The sequence below is a fragment of the Nocardia sienata NBRC 100364 genome, from assembly GCF_001613205.1.
Taxonomy (GTDB): domain Bacteria; phylum Actinomycetota; class Actinomycetes; order Mycobacteriales; family Mycobacteriaceae; genus Nocardia; species Nocardia sienata.
This window is the reverse complement of record NZ_BDBX01000020.1, coordinates 24,890-42,307: the sequence shown is the minus strand read 5'-3', so window position 1 is coordinate 42,307 and position 17,418 is coordinate 24,890. Positions and strand designations below refer to the sequence as shown.

General features: G+C 70.4%; 16 protein-coding genes and 1 pseudogene. 3 read left to right on the top strand and 14 right to left on the bottom strand.

Going from position 1 to position 17,418, the window contains the following annotated elements; genetic code table 11:
- Positions 1-39: 39 nt before the first annotated feature.
- From NS4_RS12785 to rimP, 9 genes are all read right to left on the bottom strand, one after another.
- A complete protein-coding gene (locus NS4_RS12785) occupies positions 40-999 on the bottom strand; it encodes a metallophosphoesterase family protein (protein WP_157106022.1) in 960 nt (319 codons plus the stop codon).
- A gap of 69 nt (positions 1,000-1,068) precedes the next feature.
- Positions 1,069-2,418, bottom strand: a complete 1,350-nt coding sequence (locus NS4_RS12780; protein WP_063059739.1) for an MATE family efflux transporter — start codon at positions 2,416-2,418, stop codon at positions 1,069-1,071.
- Between the two features lie 95 nt (positions 2,419-2,513).
- Positions 2,514-3,521 carry a DHH family phosphoesterase gene (locus NS4_RS12775; RefSeq protein ID WP_063059738.1) on the bottom strand — a complete coding sequence of 336 codons (1,008 nt, stop codon included), beginning with the start codon at positions 3,519-3,521 and terminating at the stop codon, positions 2,514-2,516.
- Positions 3,522-3,530: 9 nt separating this feature from the next.
- Entirely contained in the window at positions 3,531-3,971 is a 441-nt protein-coding gene (rbfA, locus tag NS4_RS12770; protein WP_063059737.1) for a 30S ribosome-binding factor RbfA, read from the bottom strand.
- A 91-nt stretch (positions 3,972-4,062) separates the two neighbouring features.
- On the bottom strand, positions 4,063-4,353 hold the full coding sequence (locus NS4_RS12765) for a DUF503 domain-containing protein (RefSeq protein ID WP_030521718.1): 291 nt from the start codon (positions 4,351-4,353) through the stop codon (positions 4,063-4,065).
- A gap of 119 nt (positions 4,354-4,472) precedes the next feature.
- Entirely contained in the window at positions 4,473-7,454 is a 2,982-nt protein-coding gene (infB, locus tag NS4_RS12760; protein ID WP_063059736.1) for a translation initiation factor IF-2, read from the bottom strand.
- 108 nt (positions 7,455-7,562) lie between these two features.
- Positions 7,563-7,784, bottom strand: a complete 222-nt coding sequence (locus NS4_RS33355) for a YlxR family protein (RefSeq protein WP_245665331.1) — start codon at positions 7,782-7,784, stop codon at positions 7,563-7,565.
- Between the two features lie 266 nt (positions 7,785-8,050).
- Entirely contained in the window at positions 8,051-9,079 is a 1,029-nt protein-coding gene (gene nusA, locus NS4_RS12755; protein ID WP_063059735.1) for a transcription termination factor NusA, read from the bottom strand.
- Positions 9,076-9,699 (bottom strand): ribosome maturation factor RimP, encoded by a 624-nt coding sequence (gene rimP, locus NS4_RS12750; RefSeq protein ID WP_063059734.1) that lies wholly within the window; start codon positions 9,697-9,699, stop codon positions 9,076-9,078. The genes nusA and rimP overlap by 4 nt, the downstream gene beginning before the upstream one ends.
- 159 nt (positions 9,700-9,858) lie before the next feature.
- Between rimP and NS4_RS12745 the strand changes: the two genes are divergently transcribed.
- Both NS4_RS12745 and NS4_RS12740 read left to right on the top strand, forming a co-directional pair.
- On the top strand, positions 9,859-10,422 hold the full coding sequence (locus NS4_RS12745) for a hypothetical protein (RefSeq protein WP_369690211.1): 564 nt from the start codon (positions 9,859-9,861) through the stop codon (positions 10,420-10,422).
- Complete coding sequence (locus NS4_RS12740; RefSeq protein ID WP_063059732.1) at positions 10,419-10,853, top strand: ferritin-like domain-containing protein; 435 nt, start codon at positions 10,419-10,421, stop codon at positions 10,851-10,853. The genes NS4_RS12745 and NS4_RS12740 overlap by 4 nt, the downstream gene beginning before the upstream one ends.
- Positions 10,854-10,865: 12 nt before the next feature.
- Here NS4_RS12740 and NS4_RS12735 read toward each other — a convergent pair whose 3' ends face one another.
- The 4 genes and pseudogenes from NS4_RS12735 to NS4_RS12720 all read right to left on the bottom strand — a co-directional run.
- The gene (locus NS4_RS12735; RefSeq protein ID WP_063059731.1) at positions 10,866-11,801 is read right to left on the bottom strand and encodes a hypothetical protein; all 936 of its coding nucleotides are present in this window, start codon (positions 11,799-11,801) and stop codon (positions 10,866-10,868) included.
- A gap of 247 nt (positions 11,802-12,048) precedes the next feature.
- The gene (locus tag NS4_RS12730; RefSeq protein ID WP_245665330.1) at positions 12,049-13,944 is read right to left on the bottom strand and encodes a hypothetical protein; all 1,896 of its coding nucleotides are present in this window, start codon (positions 13,942-13,944) and stop codon (positions 12,049-12,051) included.
- 86 nt (positions 13,945-14,030) lie between these two features.
- The gene (locus NS4_RS12725) at positions 14,031-14,219 is read right to left on the bottom strand and encodes a hypothetical protein (protein WP_063059730.1); all 189 of its coding nucleotides are present in this window, start codon (positions 14,217-14,219) and stop codon (positions 14,031-14,033) included.
- Positions 14,220-14,329: 110 nt separating this feature from the next.
- Positions 14,330-14,626 (bottom strand): annotated as a pseudogene (locus NS4_RS12720) (diacylglycerol kinase); the annotation flags it as partial.
- 329 nt (positions 14,627-14,955) lie between these two features.
- Here NS4_RS12720 and NS4_RS12710 point away from each other — a divergent pair.
- A complete protein-coding gene (locus tag NS4_RS12710; protein WP_063059727.1) occupies positions 14,956-15,609 on the top strand; it encodes a TetR/AcrR family transcriptional regulator in 654 nt (217 codons plus the stop codon).
- On the opposite strand, the gene NS4_RS12705 is transcribed toward NS4_RS12710, so the two are convergent.
- Positions 15,571-17,328, bottom strand: coding sequence for a proline--tRNA ligase (locus NS4_RS12705; protein WP_063059777.1), 1,758 nt, complete (start codon positions 17,326-17,328; stop codon positions 15,571-15,573). The genes NS4_RS12710 and NS4_RS12705 overlap by 39 nt on opposite strands.
- Between the last annotated feature and the right edge of the window lie 90 nt (positions 17,329-17,418).

Sequence of the window (17,418 nt, the reverse complement as noted above, 5' to 3'; positions counted from 1 at the left end):
GGCGCCGCCGCCGGGAACTGCGAGGTACGACCGGCCATCTCAGTCGAACCCCCGCCGCCGCTGCGCCTTGGCCCGCATCTCCGCCGCGGCGGCCGCCATCTCGGGTGTGACCCGGAAGTGGCCGCCCCACTCGTTCAGATCGCCGGGGGCGTACTTCGGGTCGGGCAGGATCTGGCGCAGCAGGTTGTCCGGCTTACCGCGCTTTTGCCATTCCCGCGGATAGCCGAGCGAGACCTCCTCGAACCGGACCCCGTCATGGAAGGTGGTCCGCGGGATGTGCAGATGTCCGTAGACCGCGCAGAGCACGTTGTAGCGGGTATGCCAGTCGGCGGTCTGCTCGGTTCCGCACCACAGCGCGAACTCGGGGTACCAGAGCATATCCGTGGGCTCGCGTAGCAGCGGGAAATGGTTGATCAAGACCAGCGGGGTGCCCTCGGGAAGGGTGTCGAGCTTGCGCCGGGTCGCGCGCAGCCGGGCCTCGCACCAGGCGTCGCGGGTGAGGTAGGGGTCCGGCGACAGCAGGAATTCGTCGGTGGCCACCACATTGCGCTCCCGGGCGATGGCCAGTCCCTCGGCCTTGGTGCGGGCGCCCTCGGGCCGGAACGAGTAGTCGTAGAGCAGGAACAGCGGAGCGATGGTCACCGCGCCGCCGTGCGCCTCGGCTCCCGCGCCGGTCCATACCGGGAACGGATCCTCCGGGGTGAGCACGTCCAGATCCCGGCACATCGAGACCAGGTAGTCGTAACGCGCCACCCCGTGCATCTGCACGGGGTCCTTGGCGGTGGTCCACAGTTCGTGGTTGCCGGGCACCCAGATCACGGTGGCGAACCGCTCCCGCAGCAGTTTCAACGCCCAGCGGATATCGTCGCTGCGTTCGGCGACATCGCCGGCGACGATCAACCAGTCCTCCGGGGAATCGGGACGGATCTCCTCGACCACCGGTTTGTTGCCCTGGTGACCGACATGGATATCGCTCACCGCCATCAACTTGGGTATCACCACACCCACCTTCGCATATCGCCTACGTCGCCCGGCACCTCCGTACCGGACCAGCCGCGTGTTACCCGCTCACGACGGGATTACGGCACCGACACGGATCCAGCGCCCCGACAGCGCCCGCGCGCTCACCGCCGCCAGCCGCAACAGCATGAACGCGATCAGGCCGCACCAGATTCCGCCGATCCCCCAATCGAAGGCCAGCGACAACCAGATCGCCGGCAGGAAACCGACCAGGGCCGCCCCCAGGGTCGTGGTGCGCAGATAGGCGGCGTCCCCCGCGCCCAGCAGCACCCCGTCCAGCGCGAAGACCACCCCGGCCACCGGAATCATGGCCACGAAGTACCACCACACGACGCCGGTCCGGTCCAGGACCGCCGCGTCGGTGGTGAACAGCGGCGGAATCAGCACCGCGCCCGCTGCGAAGGCGGCCGCCAGGCCCAGCGCGAATATCTCCGACCAGCCGGTCACCCGACGGGCCACCGCCCGCGCTCCCGCCGCGTTCCGGGCGCCCAGCGCCGAACCCACCAGCGTCTGCGCCGCGATGGCCAGGGAATCCAGCGTGAGCGCGAGGAAATTCCACAGTTGCAGGACCAGCTGATGCGCCGCCACCGACGCCGCCCCGAACCGGGACGCGACGGCGGCGGCCGAAACGAAACACGCCTGGAAGGCGAGACTGCGGGCAATCAGGTCACGGCCCAGCACCAGCTGGGCCCACATCACCGGCAGCCGCGGCGCGAGCGGCACCCGGGCCCGGACGAGCGCGCTCAGGAACAGCCCGCCCGTCACCGCCTGACCCACGACATTGGCCACCGCGGAACCCGGCAGTCCCAGCCGCGGCAGCCCGGCGAGGCCGTGGACCAGCAGCGGGCACAGCACCGCCGACAGGCCCAGCCCGAGCACCACGTAGGTGAGGGGGCGCCGCGTCTGCTGCACACCCCGCATCCACCCGTTCCCGGCCATGGACAGCAGGATCAGCGGCACCCCGAACAGGGCGATCCGCAGCCAGGCCAGCGCCTCGGCCGCGATCTGCGCATCCCCCGCAACGGCTCCGGCGACCGGCACCGCGGCCACCTGCGCCACCAGCACTATCACCAGCCCGATACCGCCGGCCAGCCAGCTCGCCTGTACGCCCTCCGCGACCGCTCCCGGTTCGTCCCCCGCGCCGTGCCGGCGCGCCGAGCGGGCGGTCGTCCCGTAGGCGAGGAAGGTCAGCTGAGAACTGACCTGGGCGAGGATCAGGCCGCCGACGGCCAGCCCCGCGAGCGCCGACGCTCCCAGCCTGCCCACCACCGCGAGATCGAACAGCAGGTAGATCGGTTCGGCCACCAGCACACCCAGGGTCGGCAGCGCCAGACCCAGGATCCGCCGGGGCCCGGCCTCCACCGCCGGGGCCGGTGACCCGGTCAGCTCCGTGTGCATCGTCGGCTTCCCATCCGTACTCGCGCCGTGCGAACGCGCCCGGTGGCCCGGGGCGCGCAGGGGGGCGCCTCCTCAACTGTCGAGTGGCTCGCGAGCTAGCCCAGGGCGGTGCGCAACTGCGCCAGAATTTCCGCCGGCTCGCCGTAGGTCGTGTACCCGGCCGCGTAGCGATGGCCGCCACCGCCCAGCCCCGCGGCCACCGCGGCGACATCGGCGCCGTCGCCGGTACCGGACCCGCTGTCCTTGGACCGCAGCGATACCGTCCAGCGGCGCCGTCCGTCGGTGGGCGGGGCCTCTTTGAAAACGGCCGCGATACCGGCCTCCGCGGTCGCACGCACGATATCGACCACACTCTCGGCCTCTTCCTGGCGCACTTCCGCGAGATCGGTGGCCAGGACGAAAGCCGCGACCAGCCCGGTTCCGCCGCACGCCGCGCGATCCAGCCGGGCCGAGGCGAGCACCGTCGACAACATCTGCAGCCAGGCGAACGGATGGGTGTCCATCAGGGTGCGGGTGATGGCGGCACCGTCGATACCGGTGCCCAGCAACCGTTCGGCCAACGCATGGGTCCCGGGGGTCACCCAGCGGAACGACCCGCTGTCGGTGGCCAGCCCGGCGAACAGGCAGTGGGCGATTCCGGCATCGATGGGCTCCCCCCATGCGTCCAGTAGCGCCGTGATCACGCTGGCGGTGGACACCGCGTCGGGATCGATCAGGTTGATCTCCCCGAACCGGGTGTTGGACCGATGATGGTCGATCACCAACGTGCGCGACGCGCCGGGCAGCCGGTCGGCAAGTGCGCCGAGCCGGCCCACGCTGCCGCAGTCCACCGTGACCAGCAGATCCACCTCGGCCGGCACCTCGGTGGGCGGCACCAGGAACCGCAACCCCGGCAGGGTGCGCAGTCCGGCGGCCGGCTCGGCCGGTTCGGCGAACGACACCCGTACCGGAACACCGCGGCGGTCCAGTACCGCAGCCAGCGCCAGACCGCTGCCGAGGGTATCGGCGTCGGGCTGGATATGACACAGGACGGTCACCGAACGCGCACTGTCCAGCGCCCCGACGGCCGCGGTGAAATCGGCAGCGGCACCGGTTGTGGTCATATCGGCGACTCAGTCGTCGTCGCGGGGGGCTTTGTACGGGTCCGCCTCGCCCGCCGGGGTGGCCTCGGCGGCCACCCGCGCGACTTCGTCGTCGGCGGCCCGCGCCCGCGCCAGCAGATCCTCCATCTGGCGCGCCGCGTCGGGCACGGTATCGAGCACGAAGCCGAGGGTCGGGGTGAATTTCACCCCGGTGCCGGCGCCCACCTTGGACCGCAGCACCCCTTTTGCCTTCTCGAGGCCGGCGGCTGCGGCCGCGTAGTCTGGTTCGGCGTCGACGGTTTCGCCCATCACTGTGTAGAAGATCGTCGCATCGTGCAGATCACCGGTCACGCGCGCATCGGTGACGGTGACGAAACGCAGCCGCGGATCCTTGATTTCGTATTCGATTGCCGTGGCTACGATCGCGGAGATCCGCTTGGCGAGCCGGCGTGCCCTGGCTTGATCCACCATGGCCGCTCCTTTCCCTGTTCAGCGACGGTGGGACGGTCCGCACGACAGTGCCGCGCGGACCGCGGCCACCGCTGATATCACTCGCGGCCGGTCAGTCCTCGGGCCCGAAGACGCGCCGGCGTACTGCCAGCAACTGTAACTCCGGGCGTGCCGCGACATGCCGTTCGCATCGATCCAGCACGGCCGTCAGATGGTCCATTCCGGCCGACACCATCGCCACCCCGAGCAGGGTGCGGCGATACCGGTCGTGTTCCCCCGCCTCGGCGGTGCTCACCCCGAAGCGCTGGAGTTCGGCCAGAATCGGCCGGATCACCGAACGCTTCTCCTTCAACGAGTGCACATCACCCAGCAGGATGTCGAATTCGAGTGCACCCAGGTACACGCAACCTCCCAGTTATAGCGACATTCCGGCCCGGCGGGACCGCCCTACGGGCCGGTTCGCCGCTGTGCCGATATCGATGACCGGACCGGGCGGTGGAATTCCGCCCGGTCCGCATCAGCTCAGTCGCGCGGCTTCTCGCGCAACTCGTAGGCCTCGATGATGTCGCCTTCCTTGATATCGGAGTAGGTCAGCGTCATACCGCATTCGAAGCCCTCGCGGACCTCGGTGGCATCGTCCTTCTCCCGGCGCAACGAGTTGATCGTCGTGGATTCGGCGATCACCACGTTGTCGCGCAGCAGACGGGCCTTCGCATTGCGCTTGACGCTGCCCGAGGTGACCATGCAGCCGGCGATGAGACCGATCTTCGAGGAGCGGAAGATGGCGCGGATCTCGGCCCGGCCCAGCTCCACCTCTTCGTAGATGGGCTTGAGCATGCCCTTGAGCGCGCTCTCGATCTCGTCGATGGCCTGGTAGATCACCGAGTAGTACCGGATATCCACGCCTTCGCGGTTGGCGAGTTCGGTCGCCTTGCCCTCGGCCCGGACATTGAACCCGATGATGATCGCGTTCGACGCCGACGCCAGGTTCACGTTCGTCTCGGTGACACCACCGACACCGCGGTCGATGACCCGCAGCCGGACCTCGTCGTCGATCTGGATCCCGAGCAAGGCCTCTTCGAGCGCCTCGACGGTACCGGAGTTGTCACCCTTGAGGATGAGGTTCAACTCGCTGGTTTCCTTCAGCGCGGCATCCAGATCTTCCAGGCTGATGCGCTTGCGGCTGCGTGCGGCCAGCGCGTTGCGCTTACGCGCGTTGCGCCGGTCGGCGATCTGGCGGGCGATACGGTCCTCGTCCACCACCAGCAGGTTGTCACCGGCGCCGGGCACCGAGGTGAAACCGACCACCTGCACCGGCCGCGACGGCAGGGCAGCCTCGACATCGACGCCGTGCTCGTCGACCATCCGGCGGACGCGGCCGTAGGCGTCGCCGGCGACGATGGAATCGCCGACCCGCAGCGTGCCGCGCTGGATGAGCACCGTGGCGACCGGGCCGCGACCGCGGTCCAGATGCGCCTCGATGGCCACACCCTGGGCGTCCTGTTCCGGGTTCGCCCGCAAGTCGAGCGCGGCGTCCGCGGTGAGCAGCACGGCCTCCAGCAGAGCGTCGATATTGGTGCCCTGTTTGGCGGAGATGTCGACGAACATGGTGTCGCCGCCGTATTCCTCGGCCACCAGCCCGTACTCGGTCAGCTGCTGCCGGATCTTCTCCGGGTTCGCGCCTTCCTTGTCGATCTTGTTGACCGCCACCACGATCGGCACGTCGGCCGCCTGCGCGTGGTTGATCGCCTCCACCGTCTGCGGCATGACGCCGTCGTCGGCGGCGACCACCAGGATCGCGATATCGGTGGCCTTCGCGCCGCGGGCACGCATGGCGGTGAACGCCTCGTGACCCGGGGTGTCGATGAAGGTGATGAGCCGGTCGTCGTCGCCCAGATGGGTGAGCACCTGGTAGGCGCCGATGTGCTGGGTGATGCCGCCGGCCTCGCCCTCGCGGACGTTCGCCTTACGGATGGTGTCCAGCAGTCGGGTCTTACCGTGATCGACGTGGCCCATGACGGTGACCACGGGCGGACGCTGCTCGAGGTCCTCCTCGCCGCCCTCGTCCTCGCCGTAGGTCAGGTCGAACGATTCCAGCAGCTCGCGGTCCTCGTCCTCGGGGCTGACCACGTGCACGACGTAGTTCATCTCGCCGCCGAGCAGCTCGAGGGTCTCGTCGTTGACCGACTGGGTCGCGGTGACCATTTCGCCCAGGTTGAACAGGGCCTGGACCAAGGCGGCCGGGTTCGCGTCGATCTTCTCCGCGAAATCGGACAGCGACGCGCCGCGAGCGAGGCGGATCACCTCACCGTTGCCACGGGGCAACCGCACGCCGCCGACCGAGGGGGCCTGCATCGAATCGTATTCCTGGCGCTTCTGCCGCTTCGACTTGCGACCACGCCGGGGCGCACCGCCGGGGCGACCGAACGCACCGGCCGCACCACCACGGCCACCGGGACCACCCGGACGGCCACCGCCGCCACCGGGACGACCGCGGAAACCGCCACCACCGGCGGGAGCACCGGTGCCCGCGGGGGCACCGCCACCGCCACCGCGGTAACCGCCGCCACCACCGCCGGGACGGCCACCGCCGCCACCGGGACCGCCACCGGGACGACCGGGACGCCCACCGGCGGCCGGACCCGGACGGGCCGAACGCTGCGGCATGGCACCGGGGGTCGGACGCGGCGGCATGGAGTTGGGGCTGGGACGCGGACCACCGGGGCGGGGACCGCCCTGAGCAGCCGCCGGACGCGGACCGCCGGGGCCGGGACGCGGGGCGCTCTGGCCGGGACGGGGACCGCCCTGCGGCCGCGGGCCACCCTGCGCCGGACCCGGACGCGGACCACCCTGGCCCGGAGTCGGGCGGGGGCCCGGCTGCGGACGCGGGCTGGGGCGCTCACGTTCGGGAGCCGAGGAGAACGGGTTGTTGCCCACGCGCGGGGTCTTGGGGCCGGGTTTGGGGCCCGGGCGGGCCGGGCTCTGGCCGGGGGCGGCCGGACGCGGCTGACCGGGACGCGGGGCATTGCCGGCCGGACGTGCGCCGGGGGTGGCCGGTTTGGCCGCCGGGGCCTGCGCCTGGGGGCGCTCGGGCTCCCGGGTGGGCGCCGGACCCGGTTTCACCGCGGGGCCGGGACGCGGACCGGGCGCCGCCGGTTTCGGCCCGTTACCGGCAGCCGGTGCCACGGTGGACTCGGCGGTCGGCGCGGTATCGGCCGGGCTCGTGGCCGCGGGAATCCGCGGGCCGGGACGCGGACCGGGCGCCGCCGGTTTCGCCGCGCCCGCGGGGCCGGGACGCGCGGTGGTCTTGGATCCGTTGGATCCGGATTTCGCCGGGGCGGATTTCGCCGCGAACGATTCGCGCAGTCGACGCGCGACGGGTGCCTCCACCGTCGACGACGCGGACTTCACGAACTCGCCCTGCTCTTTGAGCTTCGCGAGTAGTTCTTTACTCGTGACACCGAGTTCTTTGGCCAACTCGTGCACGCGGGCCTTGCCTGCCACTGCTCTCCTCACTGAGAGGTCGAGCAGTGCCGCCCGCCTGCTGGCGGGGACCCGCACGACCTCGGGTTAACTCCGATGGACGTTCATCGTTGGTACTTCACGGTGTGCTCATGAGTGCTCGTGCCTGTTCTCGAGGTGTTGCTCCACGGCTGAGATATCCAGATGTCCGGACACTCGTAGTGCTCTGCCGATCGCTCGGCGCCGGACCGCTGTGCTCAGACAAGCCGACAGGGGGTGCAGCCACGCACCCCGCCCGGAAAGTCTGCGCCGCGGATCGGGAACGACCGTGACAATGTCCGTACCGTCGCCGGTCGAACGTTCACCCGCCACAATCCTCAGCAGTTCGGGGGCCGGTTCTCGTTTCCGGCAACCGACACACGTCCGGACGGGGGTCGCAGGGCGCCGGAGCGCCGCCGACTCATCGCCGCGTTCGCGGTCGGTAACCGAAGACTCGGACCGAACCTCGTACCACTCTACCGCTGACCGCCGCGCGCCCTCCAACCCCGCCCCCGATGACGGCACGCGGACCGAGTCGGCGCGGCGTGTCCGCTGGTCGCGAACCACCGGTCGCGCAGACTCCGATTCGGCGTCGGGTGTCACCGGCGATGCGCCTCCGTTCGCACCGCGCCTCCGGCGTCCGGGGCCGCGTCGCTGCGGATATCGATCCGCCAACCGGTGAGCCGGGCCGCGAGACGGGCGTTCTGCCCCTCCTTGCCGATGGCCAGCGAGAGCTGGAAATCGGGGACGACCACCCGGGCCGCCCGGGCATCCGGGTCCACAACTGTGACGGAAACCACTTTCGACGGCGAGAGCGCATTACCGACGAAGGTAGCCGGATCATCGGCGTAATCGATGATGTCGATCTTCTCCCCGGCCAGTTCGCTCATCACATTGCGCACCCGCTGCCCCATCGGACCGATACAGGCGCCCTTGGCGTTCACCCCGGACACCGTGGAACGTACCGCGATCTTGGACCGGTGCCCCGCCTCCCGGGCCACCGCCACGATCTCCACCGACCCGTCCGCGATCTCGGGCACTTCGAGGGCGAACAGCCGCCGGACCAGATTGGGATGGGTCCGCGACAGTGTGATCTGCGGACCCCGCGGGCCCCGCGACACCCCCACCACGTAGCACTTGATCCGGTCGCCGTGCTCGTAGCTCTCGCCGGGCACCTGTTCGGCGGACGGGATCAGTCCCTCGGTCCCGTGCAACTCGCTACCGATCCGCACCACCACCGTGCCGCGGGCATTGGCGCGCGCATCGCGCTGCACCACGCCGCCGACGATATCGCCCTCATGAGTCGAGAACTCGCCGAACGATTTCTCGTTCTCGGCATCGCGCAACCGCTGCAGCACGACCTGCCGGGCGGTAGTGGCGGCGATCCGGCCGAAACCCTCCGGGGTGTCGTCCCATTCGGAGATCACATTGCCGTCGGCGTCGAGTTCGGTGGCCAGCACCCGCACGACTCCGGTGCGCTGATTGATCTCGACCCGGGCGTTGGGTTGATGGCCCTCGGTGTGCTTATAGGCGGTGAGCAGTGCGGATTCGATCGCGGAGATCACGGTTTCGATCGAGATCCCTTTATCCGCCACGATGGCGCGCAGGGCTTCGATTTCGATGTTCATTCCATGGTCCCTTCGGTCGAATCGGACGCGGCGACAGCAGTTCCGGTGGGCTCCGCGGCGTCCACTCCCGCGGGTGGGCGGCCGGCGGCGACGCCCCCGGCGAGTTCGAGTTCGCGCGCGTTCGGTGCGGAGAACTCCACCTCCACCACGGCGCGCGCGATATCGGCCAGACCGACGCTCACCAGGCGCGGTCCGGGTTTACCACTCAGTACCAGCGCGATCCGGTCGTCGTCGAGAACACCGATCCGGGCGGTGAAGCGCGTCGGCAGCCCGGGCTCGGGAGGCGCGACGCCCGGTTTCAAGGTGATCTCGGCCTTGCGGCCGCGAGCGCGGCGCCAGTGCCGGGGGGCCGTGAGCGGGCGGTCGATCCCGGGAGTGGTCACCTCGAGCAGGTACCGGGCGGCCTCGAATTCGTCGTCCGCGTCGTCGAGGCAAGCCGACACCTGCGCGCTGAGTTCGGCGATACTGTCCAGGTCGGCGCTGCGGTCACTGTCCACGATAACCCGTACCCGGGTCTGGCCCGCCGCGGTCGAAACCTCGACGCCCTCGAGATCGAATCCTCGACCGGCGACGAGTCCGGCGACGAGCCGGCTCACCCTCTCCTCGGTCGGCATGGGCATATGGGCAGCTCCTGGTTCAGTTGTCACGCGGACGGAAATGTTCTGTGCCGGTGACCTAGCGTAACGCGCCCGGAGAAGGTAAAGGACCAGCGGTCGCCGGTAAGTCCGTGCGGTGGTGCCCGCAGCCGGGTGGCAGGCCCGGTCTGGCACGATGGTCCGGTGACCGAGCGCGTTACCGACCGGCCCGCGGCCGGGTGTCCCCGCGGCCCCTCCCCCGACCGGCCGGGTAGCGCCCGCCGGATGAATCGCCGTGCCGCGCTACGGGTCGCGGGCGGCGGCACGGTCGGGTTGTTCACCGTCGGCGCCCTGGCCGCTTGCGCGGAAGATCCGATCACCGAACCGGATGTACTGGTCGCTCAAGAATTCTCGGCCCGCAGCGACGCCGCGGCGGCCACCGCCGCCATCGCGATCGAGCCGCAACGCACGGACGCGCTCACCGTCATCGCCGCGGAACGCACCGCGCACGCAGCGGCCCTGCGCACCGAGATCGACCGGGCGATCGGTGTCTACGGCGACGGTACGACCCCCGCCGTACGCACCCCGGCGCCCACCACGACTCCGGCTCCGGACGCGCCGCCGAGTATCGCCGCGCTGCGCGATCAGCTCACGGCTTCGCAGCGAGCCGCGTCCGATCTGGCCGTCACCCAGTCCGGCTACCGGGCGGGGCTGCTCGCCTCGATCAGTGCCGCCTGTGCGGTCCAGGTGGGGGTGCTGCTGGCATGAGCGGCACCGAACAGCAGGCACTGCGGGAAGCCCTCGACGCCGAATACGGGGCGGTCTACGCCTACGGCTTGATCGCCGCCCATTCGAGCTTGGAACTGCGGCGCACGGTCAACGAGCACACCGCCGCGCACCGCGCCCGCCGGGACGGCACCGTCGATCTCCTCACCGGCGACGGGGCAGCCGCACCACCCCCCGAGCCCGCCTACACGGTGCCCGTCGAGGTCACCGACCCGGCGTCGGCAGCACGGCTGGCCGTCGTGGTGGAAACCGATACCGCCGTGGCCTGGCGCTCGGTGATCGAACGCGCCGGTACCGAGCTCATCCGGCGCACCGGTCTGGAAGCACTCACCGAAGCGGCCGGACGGCGAGCCGTCTGGCAGGCGGTCGCCGGTATCGCCCCGTCGACCACCGCGTTTCCCGGACAGCCCTGATCCGGTACCGGATCAGGGCGGCGCCCATTCCGTACGGTTGGTCGAGGCCGGCCGGTCCGGCCGGGGCCGTGGCCGTGGGAAGACCGTCTCCTCCTGACTGCCGCGGCCACGCGACCAGGGGGCGCTGCCCCGCGGTGGGCGTTCCTGTGGAGTGAGGGATCCCAGTCCGCCGCCCGGCATACCGGGAAGGTAGGGCATCGACGAGCCCGCCCCCGAGTTCCACGGTGTGGGCCCGGGTGTATGGCCGGATGCCTGCTCCGCTCCCGCGGGAGTCCACGGGGTCTGGTGCCCGGTCGCCGCGGCGATGGGCTCGCCCGGCGGCAGCGTGGCGTCGGCCCGGGGCCGGTCGTCCGCCGCGGGGGCCGGCACCGCCGGTTGCTGCTGCCCCGGCACCTCCGGTTGTCGCCCCCGGTCCGACGGTTGCTGCCCCGGGTCCGACGGGTGGGTGGCGGTCCCGGGTGGTTCCGGGGCCGGGGCAGCGGTGTCCGGGCCCGGGTGCGCCTCGGCCGCCGCGTGCGGTGTCGCGGCCGGGTCCGGAGCGTGCCGGTCGCCTACCGCTGCACCAGTGGCCGTGGATTTCGGAGAATCGCCGGCCGCCGACCGGTCACGGGAGCCCGGATCGTGATCGGCCGCACCGGCTTCGGGGAGCTCATCGTTCGAGGGGGAACGCTTTTCCGCTTGGAGCGGACGCTCCGCTTCCGGGAGGGCGCGCTCCGCCGGGGCCGGGGGTTTCGCGGGTCCGGGCGCGTCCGGGGCGGCGATATCGGCCGGCTCGACGCGCTGCGCGGCCGCCGTATCCGCCTGCACCAGCGAAGCGATCGTCTGCGCACCACCGGCCGCGTCCCGCACGCCGCGGCGCATCGCCTCCCCGGCGTACCCACCGACCACCCCGAGTCTGATAGCCAACTCCCCGGTGACGGAGTCCACGGAGGCACCGTCCTCGGTCATCGTCACCGCCTCACTTCACCATCGCCCGGCAGTCGCGACCGCGGCCGCTGTACCGTGCACGAAACCCCACGCCGCCGACACGGAACAATTCGGCAGTTCGGCCGTGGGCCCGGACACCACACGACATCCGACACGTAACCACCGTCACTCCCGGCCGTTACCACCGGGAGTGGGAAGACATACCCGCGAAGCGTCTTCGACAGCAGGGGGCGGGGCACGCGGGCCGCGAGCGCGGCGCGCGACCTCGCTACGGGTACGACGCGACTCCGACCGGACCGGTGCCCACGCACACCACCGAGCCCGGGGTCCTGTTGCGGATGATCAGTGCCGAACCGCTGCCGGCGATCCGCACGTAGACGGTGTTGAGGCCGGCCCGTACCGGCGCCTCGACCCGGTCACCACGTTCCAGGCCCACGATGAGAGTCGCGTCCCGATCTGCGAAATAGTTGAGCTGCGCGGTCCACTCGTGCGCGATCATGGGGCCGTCGAGGGGGACCCGGACCGGAAGATTCCCGCCGATCCGGTAACCGCAGCCCGGCTCCGGACCGGGCCGGATGCCACGATTCCACCACACCTCGGCGTCGGTGAATCGGCCGGAGTCGGTGATCATGCGCAGGCGGTCGGTGGCGTCGGCGAAGGCGCCGGGCGGGGCGATCGACGAGAGCACCCGCCCCGCCTCGTTCTCGGGATGCGCCGTCGGATTCAACACGTTCCACGGCACCTCCTGAGCGAGCAGCGCGGTACCGTCCCAGTGCGCGAACTCGGATTTCACCGTGGTCACATAAGTTTTCGTCGGGTTCTCGGACCAGCTACGGGTAAAAGTGTAGGTGGACCACAGGCTGCTCAGCGCGAACACCGCCACCACGACGGTCGCCGGCACAGGTCCACGCCACCGGCCGCTCCGCCGGTATTCCGACGCCTGTCCCCGCGGGGTGCCGCCCGCCGCCCGGCCACGTACGAAGGCCCGTAAGATCAGCGCCCCCGCGGCGGTGAGGATTACCGCGGCATCGGCCAGGTAACGCAGCGACATCATGAGTTCGTCGACGGTATTGGGCCCCGCCCGCATCACGACCACCGGGATCTGGACCGCAGGTAGGTAGACCACCGCCGCCACCCATACCGGCCACACCACGCGCCGGGCCCGGATGGTCAGGAGTATCCCGACGGCCAGTAGCGCCCACGCCGCCCAGACCGCCCAGCCGGGGGCGACCGCCCACGGCGCGGACGGCACCCATCGTTCCCAGCCCCACGGCCCACCCAGCAATGCGGTCACCACTGCGGCCCAGGCCGCGCGGGGCAGCATATGGGCCAGGTCGGCAGAACCACCCTCGCCGGTCGACACCCCGGCGGCCGCCAGATAGAGCACCGTCCACAGCGCCAGGACCGCCGCGGCACCGGCCCACAGCCCCGCACCGCGTCGCAGCACCTGCGCCACGGCCGGGCGGCGCCCGTCGACGTAGCGCCGCAGCAGCACCACGGCCAATGCCACGAACGGCACCACGACCGCTTTTTCGAAGAACAGCAACCCCACCGTCGTGACCAGGACTCCCGAAATCGCGTACCGACGGCGGCCGGTACGGTCCAGGAGCACCGCGTCGCCCACCACCCAGGCGAGCGCGAATTGCAGGGGTAGGGCGTTCAGCGCCGCCGACCACCAAGCGAACGCAGGAAGGGTCAGGGGGCAGAACAGATAGAAAGCCAGGGGGATCAGTAGTGTCCGGCGCCGTCCGAGCAGCACCAGCAGCATGCGCAGCACCGCCAGCGAGGCCGCCAGCTGACCGGCCAGCAACACCACCGCCGTCACTCCCCAGTTCAGCGGCGCCACGGCGTTGACCAGCCAGGACACCGCGAAGGCCAACGGCATGAAATGACCGTCGTGATCGTGCAGCAGCAGATCACCGGATAGCAGCGGCAGGGTCCCCGCCCGGCCGGCCAGGATCAGATCGTCCCAGTAGAAGTATCCGTTCGCGGTCACCCACGCGCGTACCGCCAGCTGTGCCGCGATGAGCCCGGCCGCCAACCACAGCACGGTGGCGCCGGGGGCGCGCAGCCGCTGCCACACCGCGGCCCGCGCGTGCGCCGGCAACGCCGCCGGGCTCCGGATAGACGTTCGCTCCGGTGTGAGTGCCGGAGCGGTTCCCATGTCGACCCACCCTACAAGCGACCCGGCCGCAGCACCGTGAGATCGGTGCTCCGGCCGGGTCGGCGACGGTTTTCCACGAGTGAGTCCTACTTGTCGGCCTCGGCGTTGTGCTCGGTATCCACGCCGAGGTCGTACTCGCTCAAATCCACGGCATCGGTGCGTTCGTCCCCGATATCCAGCAGTTGCGCGACGGCGTCGGAATCGCCGTGCGCGGCCCGTTCGCGCAATTCGGTCAGGTTCGGCTCGCGATGGCCGGACCGTTCGGGCTCATACATACAGCACCTTCCCTGGATGTTCGGCGCCGAGCCAGCGACTCGTACGCTCCGGCATCCGAGCTTAGGTGGGTTGCCGGATCGCCGCCGAATCCGCAGGAAGGACCACTCGGTCAGCCGAGAGCCGCGAGCCCCGGGCCGGTGTACAACGGCAGGTCACCGGTGGTTCGGATGCCCGGTTCGGCGGCCACCACGGCCGATATGGCGTTGACCACGCGGCCCACACCGGCCAGGATCGCCGCGTAGTTGTGGTCACCGTGCCGGCTGGACGGACGAATGTCCACCGCGTAGGAGGGTTCGCCGGTGATCTCCCCCCGGTAGGCCCCGCCGGGTTGCGCCGGCCGGGCCCAGTCCGGTCGCAGATCGTCGCGCAGGCGGGTGATGTGCTCGACCACGGTGCCGGGGCGGCCGAACCCGGTGGCGCACCTGCCCCGGCCACTCAGCTCCCGGACGCCACGGAATTCGGCCATCCGAGCCCACAGCCGGCGACCACCGACCCACCCCGCATCGCCCACACCCGGCCTTCCTCCGCCGTCTCCGCGGCCGGCTCCCGCGCGCCCTCGGGGCGCACTACGCCGTGCCGTATCCCGTGGGCCGTGTGTATTCCCAGCGCGAAATCGCGTGCGAACCGCACCAGACCACGCATCATCCGCCGCATACCGACCTCCACTACACAGATCTGTAAAGTCCGTAGTCCTATACGATAAGTACACAGACCTGTGAAGGCAAGGAGGTGCGTATGACCGGCACGACGGACAGGGCGCAACCGGCACTCACCCCGGCGGCCCGGCGCATCCTGGACACCGCCGCCGAACTGTTCTACTCGCGCGGTATCCATGCCGTCGGCGTCGATACGATCGCCGCCGAATCCGGCGTCACCAAACGCACCCTGTACGACCGCTTCGGTTCCAAGGACGGTCTGCTCGTCACCTATCTCGAAGATCGTGACCGGCGCTGGCGCGCTCGGATCGCCGACCACCTGGCCGGGCACACCGATCCGATCCGGCGGCTACTGGTGCCCTTCGACGTTCTCCCGGAATGGCTGCCCGGCAACAGCCGTGGCTGCGGCTTCATCAACGCCTTCGCCGAACTGCCCGAACCCGACCACCCGGGCCGGCGGGTGATCGTGGACGAGAAGACCTGGCTACGCGACCTCTTCCGGCAGTTGGCCACGGCGGCGGGGGTCACGGACCCGGACCGGCTCGCGGTGCAGCTGCTGAGCCTGCACGAGGGCGCGATCATCAGCTTTTCCATCACCGGCGAGCAGACCGCCGCGGCCGCGACACGGGCGGCCGCACTCCAGCTCGCCGAGCAGGCCACACAAGGCCGGCCCGCCCGGCGAGGAAGCGACGGGTCAGCCGCGGACCCGGGCGAGCACCGCCTCGACCGCTGATTCGGCGGGAACGTCGCGGGTCTCCCCGGTGAATCGATCGCGCAGCTCCACCTTGCCCTCGGCCCAGCCCCGGCCGATCACCAGCACGTACGGCATACCGAGCAGTTCGGCGTCCTTGAACTTCACCCCCGGCGAGGCGGTGCGATCGTCGAAGAGGATGTCCAGGCCCTGCGCGTCCAGTGCCGACACCACTTCCTCGGCCCCGGCTCGGGCCGCTTCGTCCTTGTTGGCGATCACCACATGCACGTCGTACGGCGCGACCTCGGACGGCCAGCGCAGACCCTTGTCGTCGTGCTGCTGTTCGGCGATGACCGCCACCATGCGCGAGACGCCGATCCCGTAGGACCCCATCACGAGCCGCACCGGTTTACCGTTCTCCCCCAGCACATCGACCTCGAAGGCATCGGTGTACTTGTAACCGAGCTGGAAGATGTGGCCGATCTCGATACCGCGCGCCGAGACCAGCGGGCCACGGCCGTCGGGCGACATATCCCCGTCGCGCACCTGCGCGGCCTCGATGGTGCCGTCCGGGGTGAAATCACGGCCGCACACCAGGCCGACGACATGTTTGCCGGGCGCGTCGGCGCCGGTGATCCAGGAGGTCCCGGTGACCACCCGCGGATCGACCAGGTAGCGGATACCGTTGGTCTGCAGCCCCTTCGGGCCGATATAGCCCTTCACCAGGAAGGGGTTGGCAGCGAAATCGGCGTCGGTGAGCAGTTCCACCTCGGCCGGTTCGACCGACGCGCCGAGACGCTTGTCGTCGACCTCGCGATCACCGGGCACCCCGATACCGACGATCTCGGTCTTCCCGTCGGGATACCGCAGTTTCACCATGACGTTCTTCAGCGTGTCCGCGGCGGTGACCGGGCGGCCGTAGCGTTCGGCGATTCCCGCACCGTTCGCCCAGTCCACCAGGGTCGCGATGGTAGGGGTGTCGGGGGTGTCGTGGACCTGCGCCTCGGGCTGCCCCGCGAGGGGCAGCGGCTCGGGCGCGGGGGTGACCACGGCCTCCACATTCGCGGCGTACCCGGATTCCCGGCACACCACATAGGTGTCCTCGCCGACCGGGCTGTCGGCCAGGAACTCCTCGGAGGCACTGCCGCCCATGGCGCCGGAGGTCGCGGCGACGATCACGTACTTCACGCCGAGCCTGTCGAAGATGCGCTGGTAGGCCTCGCGGTGCGCCGTGTAGCTGGCCTTCAGGCCGTCCTCGTCCAGATCGAAGGAGTAGGAGTCCTTCATGATGAATTCGCGGCCTCGCAGGATGCCGGCCCGGGGCCGTTCCTCGTCGCGGTACTTGGCCTGGATCTGGTACAGGGTGACCGGCAGGTCCTTGTAGGAGTTGTACTCACCCTTCACGGTGAGGGTGAACAGTTCCTCGTGGGTGGGGCCCAGCAGATAATCCGCACCCTTGCGGTCCCGCAGCCGGAACAGGGCGTCACCGTATTCGGTCCAGCGGTTGGTGGCCTCGTAGGGGTCGCGCGGCAGCAGCGCCGGTAGCGAGATCTCCTGCGCGCCGATGGCGTTCATCTCCTCGCGCACCACCTCCTCCACCTTGTGCAGCACCCGCAGGCCCAGCGGCAGCCACGAGTACACACCCGGCGCGATCCGGCGCACATAGCCGGCGCGCACCAGCAGCTTGTGGCTGGGCACCTCGGCGTCGGCGGGATCGTCGCGCAACGTACGGAGGAACAGTCGGGAGAGGCGGGTGATCACGGTTGCCCAGCGTAGCCCCTGTTCGCCCGCCGGCCACATCCGATTACCGGTGGTGGGCGCCGTGCGCTCGGCGCGGGCGCCGCATCCCGG